General features: G+C 67.9%; 20 protein-coding genes. 11 read left to right on the forward strand and 9 right to left on the reverse strand.

Annotation, left to right across the window (positions count from 1 at the left end):
• Positions 1–117: 117 nt before the first annotated feature.
• A complete protein-coding gene (locus tag A4X17_RS00410) occupies positions 118–759 on the reverse strand; it encodes a hypothetical protein (RefSeq protein WP_064293694.1) in 642 nt (213 codons plus the stop codon).
• Positions 760–775: 16 nt separating this feature from the next.
• Positions 776–1,786, reverse strand: a complete 1,011-nt coding sequence (gene adhP, locus A4X17_RS00415; RefSeq protein ID WP_064293695.1) for an alcohol dehydrogenase AdhP — start codon at positions 1,784–1,786, stop codon at positions 776–778.
• Positions 1,787–2,155: 369 nt separating this feature from the next.
• Between adhP and A4X17_RS00420 the strand changes: the two genes are divergently transcribed.
• On the forward strand, positions 2,156–2,926 hold the full coding sequence (locus tag A4X17_RS00420; protein WP_231884260.1) for an alpha/beta fold hydrolase: 771 nt from the start codon (positions 2,156–2,158) through the stop codon (positions 2,924–2,926).
• A 65-nt stretch (positions 2,927–2,991) separates the two neighbouring features.
• Positions 2,992–3,690, forward strand: a complete 699-nt coding sequence (locus tag A4X17_RS00425) for a hypothetical protein (protein WP_064293697.1) — start codon at positions 2,992–2,994, stop codon at positions 3,688–3,690.
• A gap of 66 nt (positions 3,691–3,756) precedes the next feature.
• Here the strand turns inward: A4X17_RS00425 and A4X17_RS00430 are convergent, their stop codons facing one another.
• Together A4X17_RS00430 and A4X17_RS00435 are read right to left on the reverse strand one after the other, a co-directional pair.
• Positions 3,757–4,701 (reverse strand): N-acetyltransferase, encoded by a 945-nt coding sequence (locus A4X17_RS00430; protein WP_082915813.1) that lies wholly within the window; start codon positions 4,699–4,701, stop codon positions 3,757–3,759.
• Positions 4,702–4,798: 97 nt separating this feature from the next.
• Positions 4,799–5,560 (reverse strand): SDR family NAD(P)-dependent oxidoreductase, encoded by a 762-nt coding sequence (locus tag A4X17_RS00435; RefSeq protein ID WP_064293868.1) that lies wholly within the window; start codon positions 5,558–5,560, stop codon positions 4,799–4,801.
• A 153-nt stretch (positions 5,561–5,713) separates the two neighbouring features.
• Here A4X17_RS00435 and A4X17_RS00440 point away from each other — a divergent pair, with 153 nt between their 5' ends.
• The gene (locus A4X17_RS00440; RefSeq protein ID WP_064293698.1) at positions 5,714–6,322 is read left to right on the forward strand and encodes a phosphatase PAP2 family protein; all 609 of its coding nucleotides are present in this window, start codon (positions 5,714–5,716) and stop codon (positions 6,320–6,322) included.
• A 36-nt stretch (positions 6,323–6,358) separates the two neighbouring features.
• On the opposite strand, the gene A4X17_RS00445 is transcribed toward A4X17_RS00440, so the two are convergent.
• The gene (locus tag A4X17_RS00445) at positions 6,359–7,264 is read right to left on the reverse strand and encodes a LysR family transcriptional regulator (RefSeq protein ID WP_064293699.1); all 906 of its coding nucleotides are present in this window, start codon (positions 7,262–7,264) and stop codon (positions 6,359–6,361) included.
• A 149-nt stretch (positions 7,265–7,413) separates the two neighbouring features.
• On the opposite strand from A4X17_RS00445, the gene A4X17_RS00450 reads away from it, so the two are divergent.
• The 5 genes from A4X17_RS00450 (at position 7,414) to A4X17_RS00470 (ending at position 13,047) form a co-directional block, all read left to right on the forward strand.
• Positions 7,414–8,568 carry a tyramine oxidase subunit B gene (locus A4X17_RS00450; RefSeq protein ID WP_231884247.1) on the forward strand — a complete coding sequence of 385 codons (1,155 nt, stop codon included), beginning with the start codon at positions 7,414–7,416 and terminating at the stop codon, positions 8,566–8,568.
• 93 nt (positions 8,569–8,661) lie between these two features.
• Complete coding sequence (locus tag A4X17_RS00455; RefSeq protein ID WP_064293700.1) at positions 8,662–9,921, forward strand: ammonium transporter; 1,260 nt, start codon at positions 8,662–8,664, stop codon at positions 9,919–9,921.
• A complete protein-coding gene (locus tag A4X17_RS00460; RefSeq protein WP_064293701.1) occupies positions 9,918–11,072 on the forward strand; it encodes an FAD-dependent oxidoreductase in 1,155 nt (384 codons plus the stop codon). Before A4X17_RS00455 ends, A4X17_RS00460 begins: the two co-directional genes overlap by 4 nt.
• On the forward strand, positions 11,069–12,301 hold the full coding sequence (locus A4X17_RS00465) for an allantoate amidohydrolase (protein ID WP_064293702.1): 1,233 nt from the start codon (positions 11,069–11,071) through the stop codon (positions 12,299–12,301). The genes A4X17_RS00460 and A4X17_RS00465 overlap by 4 nt, the downstream gene beginning before the upstream one ends.
• 32 nt (positions 12,302–12,333) lie before the next feature.
• Entirely contained in the window at positions 12,334–13,047 is a 714-nt protein-coding gene (locus A4X17_RS00470) for an HAD family hydrolase (protein ID WP_064293703.1), read from the forward strand.
• 61 nt (positions 13,048–13,108) lie between these two features.
• On the opposite strand, the gene A4X17_RS00475 is transcribed toward A4X17_RS00470, so the two are convergent.
• The 4 genes from A4X17_RS00475 to A4X17_RS00490 form a co-directional block, all read right to left on the reverse strand.
• A complete protein-coding gene (locus A4X17_RS00475; protein ID WP_064293870.1) occupies positions 13,109–13,783 on the reverse strand; it encodes a DUF6766 family protein in 675 nt (224 codons plus the stop codon).
• A 155-nt stretch (positions 13,784–13,938) separates the two neighbouring features.
• Positions 13,939–14,421 carry a DUF4396 domain-containing protein gene (locus A4X17_RS00480; RefSeq protein ID WP_064293871.1) on the reverse strand — a complete coding sequence of 161 codons (483 nt, stop codon included), beginning with the start codon at positions 14,419–14,421 and terminating at the stop codon, positions 13,939–13,941.
• Positions 14,422–14,514: 93 nt separating this feature from the next.
• On the reverse strand, positions 14,515–15,411 hold the full coding sequence (locus tag A4X17_RS00485) for a triacylglycerol lipase (protein WP_064293704.1): 897 nt from the start codon (positions 15,409–15,411) through the stop codon (positions 14,515–14,517).
• Positions 15,412–15,437: 26 nt separating this feature from the next.
• Positions 15,438–16,643 carry an ROK family protein gene (locus A4X17_RS00490; protein ID WP_064293705.1) on the reverse strand — a complete coding sequence of 402 codons (1,206 nt, stop codon included), beginning with the start codon at positions 16,641–16,643 and terminating at the stop codon, positions 15,438–15,440.
• Positions 16,644–16,869: 226 nt separating this feature from the next.
• Between A4X17_RS00490 and A4X17_RS00495 the strand changes: the two genes are divergently transcribed.
• The 3 genes from A4X17_RS00495 to A4X17_RS00505 are packed head-to-tail and all read left to right on the forward strand — an operon-like array spanning position 16,870 to position 19,969.
• Entirely contained in the window at positions 16,870–18,168 is a 1,299-nt protein-coding gene (locus A4X17_RS00495; RefSeq protein WP_064293872.1) for an extracellular solute-binding protein, read from the forward strand.
• A complete protein-coding gene (locus A4X17_RS00500) occupies positions 18,165–19,076 on the forward strand; it encodes a carbohydrate ABC transporter permease (RefSeq protein ID WP_064293706.1) in 912 nt (303 codons plus the stop codon). The genes A4X17_RS00495 and A4X17_RS00500 overlap by 4 nt, the downstream gene beginning before the upstream one ends.
• Positions 19,076–19,969: a carbohydrate ABC transporter permease gene (locus A4X17_RS00505; protein ID WP_064293707.1), complete on the forward strand. Its 894-nt coding sequence runs from the start codon at positions 19,076–19,078 to the stop codon at positions 19,967–19,969. The genes A4X17_RS00500 and A4X17_RS00505 overlap by 1 nt, the downstream gene beginning before the upstream one ends.
• Position 19,970 lies beyond the last annotated feature (1 nt).

Below are 19,970 nucleotides of genomic sequence, written 5' to 3' on the forward strand. Positions count from 1 at the left end.
GCCGCCTGCAGACCGGTCTGCAGTGTGGCGCTTCCGCGCTGGCGAGCCGGACGTCCTCCGAGCGGCGGCGAGTCCGGGTCGCGGTCGTCACGGATCGGAGCGTCTCCGTTCCGTGCGTCAGCCGAAGGTCGGCTCTGGCCGGACACCCGAGGCTCCCGGTGGTCGGTAGACGTGATGGGGGACGGGAAGCCGCCGTGGCCTGACGGCCTCCGGGAGCAACGCAGCGAGGTCGAGCATCTCGATCCAGGTCTCGAACCCGTCGCGGTTGAGCTGTCCACTCGACGACACGAGGTCCGGGTTCATCGAGCCGTCGAGCTGGGCGAAATGCGGGCGAAGAGGGAGGAACCCCACATCCAGAGCGACGCACAGTCCTTCGAGCGCGTCGTTGAGCGCTTCGATGGCCGGGGCGTGGCGTGCATCGGCGGGCGGCAGCGCTTGGAGCACGTGACGGGTGCCGGGAAGCGCTGCGTGAAGCGTTCGCAGAACGTGCTCGATGGAGATGAGCATCCGGTCGGGGTGCGTCAGGTCGACGATGCCGCATGCGCCGTCGGCGCTGCCGGTCGAGAGGACCAACGCCTCCGGCTCGACGCGGACAAGGACCACGGTGAGTGGTGCAAGGCCGTCGGCCGAGAGTGCTGCGCCCCGGAGGTCCAGCACCAGGCCCGGCGTGAACCACGTGTCCCACTCGCACCTGCCGAGGAAACCGTCACCGATGACGCCGAGCCTCGGTCGTGCCCGTGGTCCTTGAGCCGTGTTCATCGGGATCGCCGCCGGTTCAGTACTCGACGACGAGTCTTGCGAGGACCTTGCCGGAGAGCACCTCGGCCATCGCGTCGTTGATCTGGTCGAGTCTCCGAGTCTCCGCGATGATCCTCGTGTGCCCGGCGGCGTGTAGGGCGAAGACCTCAGCGAGGTCCTGCCTCGTGCCGACGATCGACCCGATGATCGAGATGCCTTTCAGCACCGTCTCGAAGATCGAGACGTGCATGTCCTGGTCGGCGGGGAGTGCGACGCAGATGAGCCGGCCGCCGCGATTCAAGGAGGCGAAGGCCTGTTCGAACACGCGTGGGGAGGCTGCGAGGACCACGGCGACGTCCGCGCCTCCCACTGCCTGGATCGCCGCGACCGGGTCGACCTTGGCCGCGTTCACGACGTGCTCCGCGCCGAGTTCCTTCGCGAGGTCGAGCTTCTCGTCCTCGATGTCGACGGCGATCACCGATCCACCGACGATCCGTGCATACTGCACCGCGAGGTGCCCGAGTCCGCCTATCCCGAAGATCGCGACGTGTTCGGTCGGCTGCACCTTCGCGACCTTGATCGCCTTGTAGGTCGTCACACCGGCACAACTCAGCGGGGCGGCGTCCAGCGCGCTCAGCCCGCTCGGAACCGGCACGACGAACCGTGCGCTCGCCACGGCGTATTCGGCGAACGCGCCGTCGATCGAGTAGCCACTGTTCTGCTGCTGTTCACAGAGGGTCTCGCGGCCGTCGATGCAGAAGCGGCACTCTCCGCAGGCGTATCCCAGCCAGGGGATCGCGACCCGTTCGCCGACGGACCGGTCGGCCACACCGGATCCGAGCTCCTCCACGATGCCGACACCTTCATGTCCGGGCACGAACGGGGGCTGGGGCTTGACCGGCCAGTCGCCGTGAGCCGCGTGGATGTCGGTGTGGCAGAGCCCGCACGTCTCGAAGCGGATCAGCACCTGGCCCGGCCCCGGACTGGGGATGTCCCGCTCCTGGATCTCCAGCGGCTCGGTGAACGACGTGACGACTGCTGCGTGCATGGGAACTCCTCCGTGGTGAGGACGGATCGCCCGTCCTCTCCATGCACTCTCCACCGTCCGACCTGGAGCGGCCGGGCCGAACGTCCTGTCGCCGTCAGCGTCCGATGCTCGACGTGGTCCCATTGCGCATGCCGCGCACCTGGAACGGTTGTTCCATATAACCGATGGCTACCCGAGCGGTCCCAGCACTTGACGCACAGTCCGTGGTTCGTGCGACCATCCGTCGTCTGATTCACCGAGAAGTTCATCGATCGTCATGCGCCCACACCCCTGCGTTGCATGACGCAAGGCTACCGGTAGCCGCTCCCGGCCTGGCCGCGCACGAACGCCTCCTAGGCTGGATTCATGGTCGCGACACGGAAGCAGCTGATGGTCGACGACGGGGTCGTGATCTCGTACACCGTGTTCGAGGGTTCCGAGCCGGCGGCGGTCATCCTCCACGGACTCGCCGGAAGCAGTCGGGAGTTCATTCCAACGGCTCGAGCGCTCGCCGGTCGATCCGTCATCCTCATCGACCAGCGAGGCCACGGGGAGAGTACGAGGCGGCCGATGGACACGTCTCGAGCGGCGTACGTCACGGATGCTGCACGGGTGATCGAAGCCGAGACATCAGAACCGGTGATCGTCATCGGGCAGTCGATGGGTGCGCACACCGCGATGCTCCTGGCTGCCGGTAGGCCAGACCTCGTTCGGGCGCTGGTCATGCTCGAAGGGAATCAGGGCAGCGGCACGGTGGAGGAACACCGAGCCCTCGGGCACTTCTTCCGGTCGTGGAACGCCCCGTTCGCAAATCGATCGGAAGCGGCGGCGGAGCTTGGTGACGGGCCGCTCGAACGTGCCTGGGTCGAGGATCTGGAGGAGACAGTCGACGGGTTGATCCCACGTTTCGACGCGGACGTCATGCAGACGACGATCGAGGCGGTCGGCGAGCCTCGCTGGCGCGAGTGGGAGAGCATCGACGCGCCGACCCTCGTGGTCTACGCAGACGGAGGAATGTTCTCAGAGGAACAGAAGGCGGCATTCGTCGGCCGGGGCAGGCGCGTCCGTCGCGTCGATCTCAGCGGCGCATCGCACGATGCGCATCTCGATGCGCATGAGCAGTGGGTCGAGGCGCTCCGTACGTTTGTCGATGCCCAATGAGATGACACGCACCGCATCAGGCCGGGCCCATCTCACCGGCCACGCCGTCGGCGTAAGGTCGTCGCATGCCCCTCGAGCCATCCCCTCAGTCTGACCAGAGGCGCGCGCTCTCGAACTCCTCAGCCGCGTCATACACGGCGGCAGCTTGGAACGCCTTTCTGCTCCGAGCTGAGGCGAGAGCGTGGATCAGCGCCACCGAGCGTGGACAGCGACAGCCTGAGGTCGGCGACGTCGCGCTGGAGGTCCTGCTCCTGGAATACGGTCGCGCGGCCCGCCAGGTGCTCGGGCTGATCTCGTCCGTTGCACTCGTCGCGGCCGGCGCCCTGTCAGTTGCGACCGTGACCGTCTTCGGTCCGTATTGGGCGGGGGAGAGCGGCGCGTTCTTCGGCTCTTCGGTCCTCGTCGGTTTCGCTGTCGCTCTGACGAGTGCCGTCTTCCTGTTCCTGCTGCAGGCCTCCGAGAGCCGGATCGTCCGCGCCATCTCGGTGTGGTCCGGTGCGACATCGGAAATCGGAGGCTCGCCGGAGCCACAGACGGCAAGTGCGTCGGCCGTGGACCGACGGGAGGCGGTGGCGACGCGCACCCTCTTCCTGGCGGTTTCGGGCGCGGGGATCGCCGCAACCGTGTTCGCGATGGTCTGGCTGTCCTCCGCCGAAGCCGGGGCGTTCGTGCTGCCGTTCCTCGTCGCTGCGATCTTGCAGCTGGTCATCTGGCTCGCGGTCTGCTCCGGAGTCGTCCGCGTGCTGCGGTCGTCGCGGGTATGACGAGCGCGCCGGCCGACCGTGTCGCGGTGCTCAGCTGACACGGTCGGAACCGAGCCCGGGGCGAACCTACTGCTCGTGCACGATCCGAACGCGTGTGACCGAGAAACCGGCTCGTTCGAACGCGCCGCGCATCGGAGTGTTCGCGGCATCCGTGGTACCGACGATCCGGTCCTGCCCCGACCCATGGTGGACGTGGACCATCTCCGCGAGGAGGTCGTGCACGTACCCGTGTCCGCGATGCTCGGGGAGCACGCCCAGGTAACTGATGCTCGCGTCGTACGCCGTCCTCGTCGGGATGATGAATCCCGCGGTCGTCCCGTCGAGGAGCTCAGCGACCCGCCACGCGTCCCGCTCGCCGGGGAGCGAGCGGTAGAACGCCAGGTCGTCGTCCGCGAGCGCCTCGAGTCCTTCGCGCGCGACCATGTCCTGCGTGTGCGCATCGAGCGTGCCGGTCGCGACCAGGGCGAACAGCTCGTGGAACGTGTCGTCCGGGGCGGCGACGAAACGGAGCCGCTGCGATCGTCCCGGCACGGGATCGGAGCTGGACCTCGCGAAACTGACCCGCTCGGTCGTGCGCGAGAACCCGCCCGCGCGTGCAGCCTCATGGCGCCACCGCACCGCCTCCACACTCGCAGCGTCATCTGCCCACGCAGGGGAGACGTCGACGTTGAACTCCAGTGCAGGTCCCGCGCCGAAGGCGTCTAGTCCGGCACGGATGAGCGCGGCACCGACACGTTCGGGCTCCGCGATTTCGATCGTGCTCGTGAGGCAGTCGAGCGTGGCGGGTCGGTTCTCGCCCGCCTTGCCCCACCAGAGTGCTCGTGCCACCGGGCGACCGTCCTGCTCGGCGATCCACGACCATTCCGGCCGATAGTTCCGACTCGCGAGTTCGGCGGTCAGTCGTTCCGAGTCGATCCAGGCGACGGGTTCGTCGCAGCTCCACGCTTGCAGGAGGGGGACGTCGTCCAGGGCGGCTCGTCGGATGGTGAAGTCGTCGCGGGTGTCGGTCATCGGTTCCAGCTTGGACAGGGTCGACTCGTTTGTCCAGGTTCTGCCTGAACACCGGAGCGGCGTCGTAGGCGGTGGAGCGCACGGCGGAGGCCCCGGCCTAGTCGATGGTGTGGCCGCCGTTGACGGTGATCCGCTGCCCGGTGATGAAGCCGGCCCGGTCCGAGGCGAGGAAGGCGACGGTCTCCGCGATGTCGTCGATGGTGCCCATCCGCCCCATCGGCACCTCGGCCAGGTAGGCGGCGATCTCCTGCGGCGAGGCATCGGCGTGGCGCTCGACGGGGATCCACCCGGGTGCGACCAGGTTCACGGTGATCCCGGACGGTCCGAGTTCCCGAGCCCATGAGCGGGTGAGGCCGAGCTGCGCCCCCTTCGCCGCGACGTAAGCGGACATCCCCGGCAGGGCCCGCTCGAACATGTCGGATCCGATCTGGATGATCCGGCCGAACCGGTGCTCGCGCATGTGAGGGACGGCCGCCCGCACCAGCAGTGTCGGGCTCTTGACGAAGAAGTCCAACTGGGCGAGGTGGTCGTCCCACTCGAGGTCGTCGATCGCCACCGTCGGTTGCGGCCCGGTGGCGTTGGCGACCAGGACCGCGATCGGACCCGCGGTTCCCGTGATGCGTTCGACGAGTGAGGCGACGGCTTCCTCGTCCGTCACGTCCGCGCTGAACGCGTCGGCGGCACCGCCGGCCTGACGGATGGACTCGACGACCTCCGCAGCCTGGTCGGCCCCGGAGCGGTAGTTCACGGCGACGAAGTGCCCCTCGGCCCCGAGTCGCCGGGCGATCCCCGCGCCGAGGCCTCTGGACGCGCCGGTCACCAAAGCGACCCGTTGTCCTGCGAACGCGAGTGACGTCATACCGTTCCTCTGCTGATGGCACGCGTGCTGGAACACGAACGCCGGCTGATCGATGCTGCGGGTGGCCACGGCACGCGTGAATGCATCCGGTTCGCACGCGTTCACGAGGATACCTGTCTGCGTCCTGCGGGCCGCGGGCACTACTGTCATGGGGTGCAGTCGCCGTCGCATCCCAACCGCAGCCTCCGTCTGGCCCAGGTGATCTCCGAGGTCTTCGGCCCGGCGCCGCTCCTCGCGTTCGCGCTCGTCCAAGCCGGCATCACCACCGGCGTGCGGGGCCTTTGGACGGCTCTGCTCGGAGCGCTGCTCATCGCCGTGCTGCCCTACGCCGCGCTCATCCTGCTGGCACGGACCGGTCGCGTGAGCGGAAGGTTCGTCGCCGATCGGCGGCAGCGAGGGCCGATCCTCGCCTGCGTGCTGGTGTCGGTCGTGCTCGGCGTCTCGCTGCTGGTGTGGCTCGGCGCCGGCGCCCAGCTGTTGGCGGTCGGTATCGCCTCGATCATCGGCCTGTTGGTCGTGACCTCGGTGAACCTCGTCTGGAAGCTCTCGATCCACTCCGCCATCGCGGCCTTCGTCGGCGTCCTGCAGTTCACCTGCTTCCCGGCGCCCATCGCGACGGTGCTGCTGCTGGTGCCTGCGGCCGTCGGATGGGCCCGTATCAGGGAGGGAGCGCACACCCCGCTCCAGGTCCTCGCCGGGTACGTGAGCGGCGTCGCCGTGTTCCTCTGCTACCTGCCTATCCTCGCCGCGTTGGCGGGGTAGACCCGTCGCTCGCAGAGTCCCGGGGCGAGCTGCCCTTCACCCGAGCTGGGCGGCCGCGTCGCGGAGACACGCGATGAACGCGTCGTGGACCGGGCTCTCGTCCGCCCGTTCCTGACGAGCGGCCAGCAGGCGAGTCGTCGGCGACCCGGAGAGCGGCACGACGACGATCGACGGTGGCACCAGCTGCCGCACCGACTCGGGCAGGATCGTCGTGCCCACGCCGGCCGCGACGAACCCGAGGGCGGTCTCCTGATGGACGACCTCCTCGACCACCTGCGTCCGACTCGACGTGCCGAGGACCTCCGCGACGCGGTCTACGAATCCCGGCATGAGCGCCCGCGGGTAGGAGATCATCGGGACGTCCATGAGCTCCTCCGCGGTGACCTCTGGTCGCCCTGCCAACGGGTGACCGACCGGGAGGCACGCCACGAGACGCTCCTCGAAGACGACCTCGGTCGTGAGCGCGGGGGAGGTGTCGGATGGCGTCTGCGGGACCTCGTCACGGACGATCCCGACGTCGAGCGTGCCGTCGCGGAGCCGGTCGAACTGCTCTCCTGAGGTCAACGGCACGAGGCGCAGCGTCACCCCGGGGCGGCTCGCCCGGAACAGCTGCACGACGCCGGGGAGGACCGTGTAGTTGGCCGAACTCACGAACCCCGCGGTGAGTTCCCCGGCGAGACCGTCCACGAAGTCGCGCATCTCACCCCGGACTGTGTCGAGCTCCTCGACGATGTGTCGTGCCCGCGCCTGGAGATGTCGTCCAGCGGGGGTCAGCGCCACCCGCCTCGTCGAACGGTCGAACAGTGCGGTGCCGACCTCCTGCTCGAGCCGTGCGACCTGGACGCTCAGCGGTGGCTGCGACATGTGCAGCCGTCGCGCGGCGCGACCGAAGTGGAGCTCCTCGGCGACGGCGAGGAAGTAGCGCAGCTGGCGGAGCTCCATCCCATCGACGATACGACCCTCGTATTACCGCGCTGTTTCGTCCAGATTGCGAGCGAAACGCTCTCAATCGAGGTTCGAATCGGTATTTGACCAGGAGGATCGCGACCGTGTTCGCTGAGGACCACAGACCCCGACCTGGAGGACCACCCGTGACCGCAGACGCTTCCCCGAACACCCGGATCGACATGCTCTACCTGAGCGAACCGGAGGTCATCGCCGCCGGCATGAAGGACATGGCCCACTGCATGGAGGTCATGGAGGAGGTGTTGGTGCTCGTCGCGAAGGGTGACTACCGGATGGCCGGCCCGACCGCCAACTCGCACGGCGCACCGATCGGGTTCCCCGCCACCTCACCGTTCCCCGGCATGCCGCTGGACGCCGCCGACCGTCGGTTCATGGCGATGCCCGCCTACCTCGGCGGACGCTTCGACACCGCCGGTGTCAAGTGGTACGGGTCGAACGTCGACAACCGCGAGCGGGGCCTCCCGCGGTCCATCCACCTCATCGTGCTCAACGACAAGGACACCGGCGCGCCCTACGCGATCATGTCCGGCAACCTCGAGAGCGCCTACCGCACCGCTGCCGTGCCGGGAGCCGCCGCGAAGCTCCTGGCGCCGGTGGACGCGAAGTCACTCGGCATCATCGGGCCCGGCGCCATGAACAAGAGTGCCCTGCACGCCATGACCACCGCCCGCCCCTCGCTCGACACCATCCGCATCCACGGGCGCCGACGGTCGACCTCCGAGGCGTTCGCCGACTACGTCCGCGCGCACTACCCGCAGTTCACGACGATCGAGATCGCCGAGACGGTCGAGGCCGCCGTGCGCGACTCGGACATCGTCTCCGAAGCCGTCACCGGCCTGGTCGGCTCGGAGAACTACCCGTTCATCGACGGCGACTGGATCAAGCCGGGCGCCTTTCTCAGCCTGCCCGCGAACCTGCGCATGGACAAGGAGTACACCCTCTCCGGCAAGGCCCGCCTCATCGCCGACGCGAAGAAGATCTACGAGGCGTGGGCCGAGGAGTACCCGGCGCCGTCACACGAGACCGCGTTCGGGATGATCGGCCTCTACTGGCAGGACCTCATCGGGACCGGCGAGCTCGACGAGTCCCGCGTGGTCAACATCGGAGACGTCTTCGACGGGAACACCGTCGGGCGCGAGTTCCCCGAGCAGCCGGTGCTGTTCAGTGTCGGTGGGATGGGCGTCGAGGACGTCGCGTGGGCGAAGACGATCTACGAGAACGCCGTCGAGCAGGGGATCGGCACGAAGCTCAACCTCTGGGAAGCCCCCGACCTGGCCTGACCGCCGACCGGCACCGAGCACCGACACCTGTTCCACCCGAACCCGACGCCGTGGCCGTCCGGCCGCTGTGCACCTCGAACGATGGAGTGATTTGTGGACGCTGGAAACGTCGCCTGGATCCTGACGAGCTCGGCTCTTGTCGCCCTCATGATCCCGGCCCTGGCTCTGTTCTACGGCGGGATGGTCTCGTCCCGCCGCATCCTCAACATGATGATCATGTGTTTCGGCGGGGCCAGCCTCGTCGCGTTGCTCTGGGTGGCCTTCGGGTACTCGCTCGTCTTCGGTGACTCCGTCGGCGGGCTCGGACTCATCGGGAACCCGTTCGAGTTCGCAGGGCTCGATCAGGCACTCGTCGACGACCCCGATGCCGGCATTCCCCTCGCACTCTTCGCGGCGTTCCAACTGCTGTTCGCCGGGGTGACGACGGCGCTCGTCGCCGGTGCCGCCGCCGGTCGCATGAAGTACGGCGCGTGGTTGTTGTTCGCCGGGCTCTGGGCGACGCTCGTGTACTTCCCGGTCGCGCACTGGGTGTTCGCCTTCTCGAACGACACGGCGACCGGTGGATGGATCGCGAACACCCTCGGTGCCGTCGACTTCGCCGGCGGGACGGCCGTGCACATGAACGCCGGCGTCGCGGCACTCGCACTGGCCCTGGTGCTCGGCAAGAGCAAGGACTGGGGCGGCAAGCTCCGTCCGCACAACCGCCCGCTCGTCCTCGTCGGCGCCGGGTTGCTCTGGATCGGTTGGTACGGCTTCAACGCCGGTTCAGCGCTGGCAGCCGGCAATGCGGCGAGCGTCGTGTTCCTCAACACCACCGTCGCCGCCTGTGCCGGGCTCATCGGCTGGTCCATCGTCGATCGACTCCGCCACGGAGCGGTCACGAGCCTCGGCAGCGCATCGGGGATCATCGCCGCCCTCGTGGCGATCACCCCCGCCTGCGGCGCCGTCTCGCCCATCGGTGCGATCATCATCGGGGCCATCGCGGGCGTCGTCTGCTGCCTCGCCATCGAGTGGAAGTTCCGGCTCGGGTTCGACGACTCCCTCGACGTCGTCGGGGTCCACCTCGTCGGGGGCATCATCGGGACGCTCCTCATCGGAGTGTTCGCGACGGATGCGGCTCCGAACGGACGCTCCGGTCTGCTGTACGGCGGCGGATTCGAACTGCTCGGCGTGCAGACGATCGCGACCGTCGCGGTCCTCGCGTACTCGTTCATCGTCACCTGGGTGATCGCGAAGGTGATCCAGATCACGATCGGTCTGCGGATCCCCGAGGAGCACGAGGTCGCCGGGATCGACGAGCACGCCCACGCCGAGCGCGCCTACGAGGACGAAGACCTGGAAGCACGCGCATGACCAGCGTCATCGTCGTCGGAGCCGGGCTCGCCGGTGCCGCGGCGGCCTGGCGCCTGGCCCAGGCCGGGCACGACGTCACCGTCCTCGAGCGGAGTCGCCCTGCCAACGAGTGGGGATCGTCCCACGGATCGGCCCGGATCTTCCGCTACGCCTACCCGGAGGCGTCCTACACCCGTCTCGTCCTCGCGGCGGCATCTGGGTGGGACGAGCTCGGCCTGGAGCACGGGCGTCCACTGATCACGCAGACGGGGGCGCTCGACTTCGGGACGACCCGTCGCCCGGAGCACCTCGCGTCAGTGCTGGCAGAGCACGGCATCGATCACGAGCTGCTGTCGCGAGACGAAGCCAGAGCCCGTTGGGACATCGGCTTCGACACGCCCACCCTGTGGCATCCGGGAGCCGGCGTGATCGACGCGGAACAAGCGGTGATGGCGATGCTCGAATCCGCCGTCCGCGCCGGGGCCACGGTCCTGAACGATTGTCCGGTCGAGCGGGTCGAGCGGACTGCCACCGGGTACCGGGTGCTCGGGTATGGGGGGAGGGCGTTCGATGCGGAGCAGGTGGTCGTCGCAGCCGGCGGCTGGCTCCCGGACCTGCTCGGCGACCTCGCGCTGCCGGGCGGGTTCCTCGACGCGTTCCCGGCCCTCGAGGTCAGTCAGGAGCAGGCGTATCACTTCCCGTATCGGGACCGGATCGGCGTCGATGCGGAAGACCCGGCGCGATCCGGAGCCGTGTGGCCCACCTTCATCCACAAGTCCGAGCGGATGCAGGTCTACGGGCTCCCCGGAGGGCGGGACGCCGATTGGCGTGGTCAGAAGGTCGCCGAGTACAACGGCGGCAGGCGCATCCCCTCGGCCGCCGATCATGACGGCGTCGTCGACGACGCGAACCGCCGACGGGTCGTCGCCTACGTCCGCGAGTTCCTCCCGAGCCTCGTCCCGGCACCGTATGCGGAGACGACCTGCCTGTTCACGAACACCCCGACGGAGGACTTCGTCATCGACCGAGTCGACGGGATCACGGTCCTGGCGCCCTGCTCCGGCCACGGTGCCAAGTTCGCCCCGCTCATCGGCGAATACGCCCTCGCGCTGGTCGAGGGCCGAGACAGTGTGCCGGCGATGTTCCGGCCGAGCCTGGCAGCGGTCCGGTGAACCGCGACACCGTGGTCTCCCTCCTGGACGAGATCGCGGGGATCGGTCTGGATGCGCGTCGGGGAGGCTACTCGCGGCCCGTCTACTCCACGGCCGAACTCGAGCTGCGGGAGTGGTTCGTCGGTCAGGCCGAGCGCCGTGGCCTCGACGTGGACATCGACGGGAACGGGGTCATCCGCGCCTGGTGGCACGTGCCGTCCCGTTCGACGGCGGGTGCGGTGGTCACCGGGAGCCATCTCGACTCGGTACCGGGCGGTGGCGCCTACGACGGACCACTCGGGGTCGCATCGGCGCTGATTGCGATCGATCACCTGCGCTCGCGAGGCTTCGAGCCGACCAAACCTATCGTCGTCGCGGTCTTCCCGGAGGAGGAAGGTTCGCGCTTCGGCGTCGCTTGCCTCGGCTCGCGGCTCCTCACCGGTGCGATCAGTCCGGAGCGGGCCCTGGCCCTGCGCGACGTGGAGGGCGACACGTTCGCCGAGGTCCTCGCACGCAATGGGGTCGTTCCGCGGGGTGTGGGGCCCGATCCGGCCGGGCTCGGTGCGATCGACGCGTTCGTGGAGCTCCACGTCGAGCAGGGGCGGGCACTGGTCGACCTCGATCGCCCGGTCGCGATCGGCTCGAACATCCTGGGGCATGGACGGTGGCGGGTGTCGATCCGCGGTGAAGGGAACCATGCGGGGACGACGCTCATGCAGGATCGACGGGACCCGCTCGTCGCGGCTGCGCGGATGATCACCGAGATCCGCACGATCGGACTGGCGACGCCGCATGCTCGGGCGACCGTCGGCCGGGTGCTCCCGTTGCCGGGAGGCACGAACGTGATCGCGTCGAGCGTGGACTTCTGGATCGACGTCCGCCATCCCGACGACGCCGTGACCGCCGCGATCGTGGCGGCGATCACCGATCGCCTGTCGCTCGTCGCAGCGGAGGAGGGATGCATGGCCGCGATCACCGAGGAGTCGTTCAGCGCCACGACCGACTTCGACCCGTTCCTCCGCGGGCGCCTCGAACGGATGCTGCCGGAGGCGCCCGTGCTCGGTACCGGCGCGGGGCACGATGCCGGAGTGCTCGCGTCGCACGTACCGACCGCGATGCTCTTCGTGCGGAACCCGACCGGTGTCTCGCATTCACCGGAGGAGTACGCCGAGGACGCCGACGCGGAGGCCGGTGCCGTGGCGCTCGCAGACGTCCTGGAGGGACTGGCCGTCGGCGTCGGGATCATCTGAGCAGGAGCCATCGGCCTCGTCGGACCCGGCCGATGTCAGCCGACCGTGTAAAACTCGACCTCGTGCGCGAGAACGGATCGACGACCATCGACGCGGTGTGCTGGGACTGGAACGGCACGCTCCTCGACGATGTCGAGGTGGCGCTTGCCGCGATGAACACCGTCCTCCGGCAGCGGGGTCTTGCCGAGATATCCGACCAGGAGGCGTATCGGGCCGTGTTCGGCTTCCCCATCCGGGCTTTCTACGCCCGGATGGGTGTCGATGCAGCCGACTTCCTGGAGGCGGCCGACGAGTACCTCGCGCTGTTCGCGGCCGGCGTGGGAGCGGCGTCACTCCAACCGCAGGCCCGCGCCACCCTTGCGGCGATCGACGCGCTCGGCGTCGAGCAGGTCCTCATCTCGGCGACCCCAGAGGTCACCCTGGAGCGTCAGCTGGCTCCCCACTCGCTGCACGGCCATTTCGCACACGTGCATGGCATCACCGATGTCTATGCGGCGTCGAAGGAGCATGTCGTGACCGCGTGGTTGGAGGACTCGGGCCATGATCCCCGGCGCGTGTTGATGGTCGGCGACACCAATCACGACGAGGAGATCGCCGAAGCACTCGACGTGCGGTTCCTGCGATTCGACGGTGGTCACCAGGACGCGCCCTCGCATCGACGTCACCCGGTCATCAGCAGCCTCGGCGAGATCGTCGGCAGTTTCACCCCCTCGCCGGAGACACCGCGCGACCCCCGCCGACGATGATGCAGGCGGGCCGCCGCTGCGGACAGCGTTGCTGACGATCACCTGCTGATCGGGCACGCGCTCACTCGTTCTCGACGGAGGCGGTGTGATGCGGTGTCCCGACGGGTTTCGACTCGGACGATCCTCGCTGACGCAGGTAGACCGAGAAGGCGACCATGCAGCCCACTGCGAGGAACTCCGACTGCCAGTTCTGCAGCGTCCGGTTCCAGAAGTCGGCCGACGAGACGTATCCGATGACGGTCACCGACGGTTCACCGTGCTCCGCCTGTTCAGCGTTGTAGACGACCGTGCCGGCAACGGCCTGCGCTGACCAGGACAACACGAAGATGACACCCATCACGAGGAGGAGTGAGTTGGAGTACAGCCAGAGACGCCAGCCGTGCGCGCGCGCCCAACGGGGCGAGTCGGGGCGCGCGTGTCGTCCGACAAGCTGATCCTCGTCGCTCCCGAGGCCCTCGTCGCCGAGCTTCTTCGACTCCGGAGACCCCTGTTGCACGAACCAGACCGTCGCGAGGATGAAGAGGAAGAACTGGAGGAACTCCGACTGCCAGTTCTCGGCCACGTCGACGACGAACGCCGACGAGGTGATGAAGTGCAGATAGTCCACGGTCGCCTGACCGTGCGCGAGCTGGTCTTCGTTGTACGCGACGAGACCGGCGATCGACTGCCCGAACAGGGCGAGGATGAAGATCAGCCCGAAGAACAGGCTCAGACTGTGACGGCGGACGGCTGACATCACGTCACCTCCCCATGAGCGGGATCAGGAACATGTACAGCAGGCCTGCCACGATCACGACCAGCCACGAGATGAAGACGACTCGCATGGCAACGATCGTACTGCGCCCTCCGATCACGACGACTCGGCCCGGCTGTCCGGCTTCCCGGACTGGTTCAGCGGTGGAGTTCGTGGACGACGGCGTGCCCCTTGCCGCGGCTGATCAACCAACGGTTGACCGGTGTGGTGACGACGAAGGCCAGGGCGAGAGCGGCGACCAAGGAGGTCCAGAAGAGGCCGCTGGTGAGGCCGGCGTCCATCGCTCCGGGGATGGCGAGCATCGCGGTGTTGTCGATGATCTCCATGACCGCGATCGACACGGTGTCCGCCGCCAGGGCGACACCGATGGCGGCGCGCCAGGACAGTCCGGCGCGGAGCACGCCGCGCATCGTGAGCGCGTAACCGAAGACGAACGCCAGTGCGATCGAGAGCACCACGGTCCCGAGATTGTGCAGTCCGAGGCCGGTGCCGATCACCATGCCCAGCACCTCGCCGATGGCACAACCGGTGAGGCAGTGGAGGGTGGCGGTGGCCGCCATCCGCCAGGAGGTCGCATTGTCGGATGCGTGGCCGTGGCCGTGGTGGGTGTGGTCGCTCATGAGCACTCCTCGGGTTCGTCCTTCAGCCCGAACAGTACCCCTCCGGGGTATATTCCCGATGGGTGGTCCGCTCGCATGGACGTCGATGCCGGCTCAGGACGCGAGGGCGGTGTCGACCACGGAGAAGACCTCGGGATCCCAGGTGAGCGCGCGCTCCCATGGGAGGTCGAAGGCGTCGGCGAAGAAGATGCTGTGGACGTCGTCCTCGAAGGAATGGCGGACCACGCGGGGGAGGACGTCGACCGGGACGTCGTCGGCTCGAGCGCTTCGCAGGGCCACCAGACCGTCGTGTGGCCACAGCTGTCGCGGTTCGGCTGCCGTGTGGAAGTGACCCGCACCGACTGCGGTGACGGCGACGTCGTCGAGGAACCCGAGCTGCGTCGTGTTCCACTCGCGCAGGAACCGGCGTGAGGCCTCGTCGGCAGCGCCCTGTGAATTCTCGGCGGCATAGTCCCTCGACCGCTCGAGGATCGTCGTGGTCCCCGCATCGCCGTGGGCGTCGTGGACCGAGACCTCGCCGGTGAGCACGTCGCCGAGGAGCGACCCCTCCCAGGGGGTGCCGAGGGTGACGAGCCGGCCGATCGACGGGCCGGAGTCGCGCATCTCGCGGATCGCGGCACGAGAGAAGAGACCGCCCATGGAGTGGGCGACGAGGTCGACGCTCGCGAAGCCGTGTTCCTCGGACAGCCACCGCAGGAACGCGCCCAGGCTCGTCCCGCCGGCGTCGATCCCACCGACGGCGTTGACGGTCACCGCGGCGGGAAGCACGATCGGGACGTCGGCGAACCCCTGCCAACCCGTGTCCTCGTGCACCTCCCCGGCACCGATGCGTGCCGGTGCGGTGAAGACCGGAACCTCCCGCCCGAGCAGGTGGGCACGCAGCGCGGTGAGGGTGTTCCCGGCGGCGAGGCCGGAGCCGGCGGCATGGTCCGGACTCGTGAACGGGGTCACGGCCGCACCCCCTGACACGAGGACGATCGCATCGGCCATGGTGCTCCTTCCGGCTGGCTACGACGTCAGCGTACTGGTCGGGCGAGGTCGATCCGCAGTGCGTTGCGACGCACGTCGTCGATCGCGGTCGCGACCGCGCCCTGCGCCACCATGTCGGCGCCGAGTTCCGACGCGACGAGCTGGGGTGGTTCAGCGCTCATGTAGCCGGGGATACGCTCCGACGCGACCGCGAGCAGCTGCGACATCGACGGGGAGATCCCACCGGCGAACACGATGCGCTCCACGTCGAGCAATCCGCCCAGGATGGCGCTCATCCGCGCGATGCGATCACCCATCCGGCGCACCAGCTCGAGCGCGACCGTGTCGCCCTGGTCCGCCGCAGCGAGGACCGACTGCGCATCCACCTGCGCGACCGGTATGCGGCTGAGTGGGCTGCTCTCCGGAAGCCCGCCGCTCTCGCGGTACTCGCGACCCCAATCGCGCAGGAGCGCGGCGATGCCTCGCGATGAGCCGACGCCGTCGACGAGATCGAGGAGGTGCAGCTCGCCCGCCCGGCCGCGACCGCGGACGAGGCGACCGTCGACGACGTATCCGGCGCCGAGCCGCTCGCCCGTGACCACCGTGATGTAGGAGTCGACGTCGACGCCGGCACCGATCGCGCCCTCGGCGACGGCGGCGAGGTTCGCGTCGTTGTCGGTGACGACCGCGCAGCCACGGTCGCGGATGCGCTCACCGAGCCGAGGGTTCATCCGATCCCAGAAGACGTTGCCCTCGGGGGACCGCCCGAGCGCGTCGATGGGGGCCGGGACGCCGAGCACGATGCAGAGCGGCGGCTTCGTGCCGCACTGCCGCACGGCCTCATCGATCGCCGCGTCGACGGCGTCGACCCGGGCCTCAGCGGTGGCCGCCGGATCGACGGTGTGGTGCGACCTCGCGAGTTCCCGACCGCGCAGGTCTGCGGCGATGGCGGTGATGGAATGGGCTCCGGCGTCGACACCGACGACGATCCCGGCATCGATGCGCAGCTCGTAGCGACGGGCGGGTCGACCTTTCCGATAGGCGGCACCGGCCTGACGCGCGTCATCGAGCTCCGTCAGCCAACCCAGTCCGATGAGTTCGTCGGAGAGCGTGATCGCCGTCGATCGTGACAAGCCGGTGGCGGAGATGACGTCGGCTGCGGTGAACGCGGACGACGCCCAGGCGTGATCGAGGACGGCGGTGATGCTGGAGGAGCGCGGCTCCACTGCCCGCTCCGTCGTCGTCGCTTCCATGACCGACAACGATATCCACGATCCGCCGGTCGCGCGCGGATGCCGAGGCGGGGGAGAGCGGCACGGCGCGCAGAACCGTGAACGATCACGGTGTCCGACCCGTGGCTGTCGTGACGGAACCGGTGCTTGACCAGACGTCGAACGGATGGCAGAGTTTCCGTCATCAGTTGATTTACTCTCTGTATTTAGTCAGCGGATCCATCGAGGGCTCCGCGGAAGGACAATGATGTCGAACCCACTGAAACGCGCGATACGCGCCACGGCCGGAGTGGCGGGTGTGGCGCTCCTGGCCAGCGTCCTCGTCGGTTGCTCGAGTGATGGCCGGGAGACCATCCATTTCACGTTCAGCAAGCGTGAGGCGTTCACCTTCATGAACCAGGCCGTCGCGGACTACAACGCCTCGCAGCAGCAGTACGAGGTCGTCATGGACACCTCGGGGCCCGATCCGCTCGCGGCGAGCTTCGTCCGTGGCAACCCGCCGGACCTCATGCTCTCGAACTACAACCACGAGGTGTCGCGTTTCGTCGAACGGTGCGCGCTCTCCGACCTGTCCGACACCACGGCGGCAGCGTCCATCCGCGACGACCTCCAGCCGTTGCTCGACCAGTACGGCGTCTGCGAGGGACGCACGAGCGCGTTGCCCTACTCGGTGATGGCCGCCTCCGTCATCTACAACAAGACGATCTTCGCCGAGTACGGCCTCGAGGTGCCGACGACGTGGAGTGAACTGATCGCCGTCTCCGACACGCTGAAGGCGGCCGGCGTGGCGCCGTTCTACGCGACGTTCGCCGATGCCTGGACCGCCAACCAGGGCTGGTTCGACTACTCGGTCGGCGGCGCCGTCGACATCCCGGACTTCTACGACCGGCTCGCGGAGGAAGGCACCGAGGTCGGACCGGATGCTCCGGTCTCCTTCGAGAAGGACTTCCTGGAGCCCGTCGAGAAGATGCAGTTGCTGGCCAAGGAGTACACGCAGGCCGATGCGCCGAGTCGCACCTACGACGCCGGTAACGTCGCCTTCGCCGAGGGCAAGGGCGCCATGTACCTGCAGGGCCCGTGGGCGTTCAGCCAGATCGCACTCACCGCACCGGACCTCGACCTCGGGACCTTCCCGCTGCCGATGACCGAAGACCCGAAGGACCTCAAGGTCCGGGTGAACCTCGACCTCGTCACCATCATCCCCGAGGAGGCGAAGAACCCCGAGGGTGCCCGCGACTTCCTCGAGTACCTGTTCCAGCCGGAGGTCATCCAGGCCTACAACGAATCGCAGCTCGGGTTCGTCCCGACGGACGACGGCAAGGCTCCCGACGACCCGCGAGTCGCAGGCATGATCCCGTACTACGACGCCGGCGCGTTCTACCAGGGCCCGGGCGTGCTCAACCCCCGCGCCATCCCGACCGAGAACTACGCGCAGTCGCTGGTCCTCGGCACCAACGCGGCTTCGATGCTCCGCACCATGGACGCGGACTGGGCACGACTCGCGTTCCGACAGCCGCCCGTCGCGAGCAAGGAGGGTTCCGAATGAGCGCCACCACATCGATCGTGACCGGGGGCAACCCGAAGGTCCGACGCAGCACCAAACGGGTCGAACCGATCTACTACTTCTTCCTGTTCCCAGCCGTCATCCTGTTCACGCTCGCGATCACGCTCCCCGGCGTCGTCGGCATCTTCTTCAGCTTCACCGACTCCATCGGGATCGGCGACTGGGAGTTCATCGGCTTCACGAACTACATCGCCGCGTTCAGCGATCCGGCCATCCTCACGAGCTTCCTCTTCACCTTCGGGTTCTCGCTCGTGACGGTCATCGCGGTGAACGTCATCGCGTTCCTGCTCGCGGTCGGCCTGACCGCGAAGATCCGCTTCAAGATGGGACTTCGCGGGATCTTCGTCATCCCGATGGTCATCTCGGGCATCATCATCGCCTACGTGTTCCAGTTCCTCTTCATGAACTCGGTGCCGGCCGCCGGCTCGGCGCTCGGGATCCCGTTCCTCGAGACGAGCATCCTCTCGAACCCGGACCTCGCCTGGCTCGGCATCGTGATCGTGACCGCCTGGCAGTCGATCCCCGGCACGCTGCTCATCTACATCGCAGGTCTGCTCGCGGTCCCCGGTGACGTCTACGAGGCGGCGTCGCTCGACGGCGCGAACAAGCGCCAGCAGCTGCTGCGGATCACCCTGCCGCTGGTGATGGGATACGTCGTGATCAACGTGATCCTCGGCTTCAAGAACTACCTGAACGCCTACGACATCATCGTCGGCCTGACCAACGGTGGCCCGGGCACCTCCACACGGAGCATCTCGATGACGATCATCCGCGGGTTCCAAACCGGTGATTACGCCTACCAGATGGCCACGGCCACCCTGTTCTTCATCATCACGATCATCATCGCCCTCGTGCAACTCTTGGCGACGCGCGGAAGGAACGCACTCTGATGGCCACGCCAACCGTGCTCAGCACCCAGTCCATCACCACGGCGAACGCCACCCCGAAGCAGCGGACCAGGGGAGAGCGAGTGAGCTGGTCGACGACGATCATCCTGCTGCTCTGCGCTGTGACCGTCCTGCTGCCGCTCTACGTGACGATCTCGATGGCGTTCAAGACCGACACCCAGTCGGTCGACGGCAACGCCTTCTCGCTCCCGGCACCGTTCAGCATCGACGGCTTCGTCCAGGCGTGGACGCTCACGAAGTTCCCGGTCGGCTTCGCGATGTCGCTCCTCGTCACCGCAGGGACCGTGGTCGCGACGATCATCCTGGCCTCCTTCGCCGCGTACGCGATCGTGCGCAACTGGGATCGCCGACTGTTCCGCTTCTCGTTCTTCTACCTGCTCGCCGCGATGTTCATCCCGTTCCCGGTCGTCGCCCTACCGCAGATCCAGCTGACCGGTCGTGTCGGACTCGACAACCCGTTCGGGGTGATCATCCTCGCCACGATGTTCCAGCTGAGTTTCAGCGTGCTGCTCTTCACGGCGTTCCTGCGGTCGATCCCGATCGAACTCGAGGAGAGTGCGCGCATCGACGGTGCGAGCACCTGGCAGACGTTCTGGAAGCTGATCTTCCCGCTCCTGGCTCCCATGAGTGCCACGGTCGGCATCTTCGCGTTCCTCTACGCCTGGAACGATTTCATGATGCCGTCGCTCATCATCTCGGACGCGGGACTCCAGACCCTCCCGGTGCGACAGAACCTCTTCCAGACCCAGTTCAGCAGCAACTACAACGTCGCCTTCGCCTCGTACCTGATGGCGATGGCCCCCGCGATCATCGCCTACCTGTTCGCGCAGCGTTGGGTGATGTCGGGCGTCACCCAGGGTGCCGTCAAGGGGTGAC

This window comes from Plantibacter sp. H53, from assembly GCF_001650455.1.
GTDB classification, from domain to species: Bacteria; Actinomycetota; Actinomycetes; order Actinomycetales; family Microbacteriaceae; genus Plantibacter; species Plantibacter flavus_A.

Coding starts and splice junctions, on each gene's coding strand:
- A4X17_RS00410 (WP_064293694.1), bottom strand. CDS start 759: ATGAACACGGCTCAAGGACCACGGGCACGACCGAGGCTCGGCGTCATC.
- adhP (WP_064293695.1), bottom strand. CDS start 1,786: ATGCACGCAGCAGTCGTCACGTCGTTCACCGAGCCGCTGGAGATCCAG.
- A4X17_RS00420 (WP_231884260.1), top strand. CDS start 2,156: ATGGTCGACGACGGGGTCGTGATCTCGTACACCGTGTTCGAGGGTTCC.
- A4X17_RS00425 (WP_064293697.1), top strand. CDS start 2,992: ATGCCCCTCGAGCCATCCCCTCAGTCTGACCAGAGGCGCGCGCTCTCG.
- A4X17_RS00430 (WP_082915813.1), bottom strand. CDS start 4,701: ATGACCGACACCCGCGACGACTTCACCATCCGACGAGCCGCCCTGGAC.
- A4X17_RS00435 (WP_064293868.1), bottom strand. CDS start 5,560: ATGACGTCACTCGCGTTCGCAGGACAACGGGTCGCTTTGGTGACCGGC.
- A4X17_RS00445 (WP_064293699.1), bottom strand. CDS start 7,264: ATGGAGCTCCGCCAGCTGCGCTACTTCCTCGCCGTCGCCGAGGAGCTC.
- A4X17_RS00460 (WP_064293701.1), top strand. CDS start 9,918: ATGACCAGCGTCATCGTCGTCGGAGCCGGGCTCGCCGGTGCCGCGGCG.
- A4X17_RS00470 (WP_064293703.1), top strand. CDS start 12,334: ATGTCAGCCGACCGTGTAAAACTCGACCTCGTGCGCGAGAACGGATCG.
- A4X17_RS00475 (WP_064293870.1), bottom strand. CDS start 13,783: ATGTCAGCCGTCCGCCGTCACAGTCTGAGCCTGTTCTTCGGGCTGATC.
- A4X17_RS00480 (WP_064293871.1), bottom strand. CDS start 14,421: ATGAGCGACCACACCCACCACGGCCACGGCCACGCATCCGACAATGCG.
- A4X17_RS00485 (WP_064293704.1), bottom strand. CDS start 15,411: ATGGCCGATGCGATCGTCCTCGTGTCAGGGGGTGCGGCCGTGACCCCG.
- A4X17_RS00490 (WP_064293705.1), bottom strand. CDS start 16,643: ATGGAAGCGACGACGACGGAGCGGGCAGTGGAGCCGCGCTCCTCCAGC.
- A4X17_RS00495 (WP_064293872.1), top strand. CDS start 16,870: ATGTCGAACCCACTGAAACGCGCGATACGCGCCACGGCCGGAGTGGCG.
- A4X17_RS00500 (WP_064293706.1), top strand. CDS start 18,165: ATGAGCGCCACCACATCGATCGTGACCGGGGGCAACCCGAAGGTCCGA.
- A4X17_RS00505 (WP_064293707.1), top strand. CDS start 19,076: ATGGCCACGCCAACCGTGCTCAGCACCCAGTCCATCACCACGGCGAAC.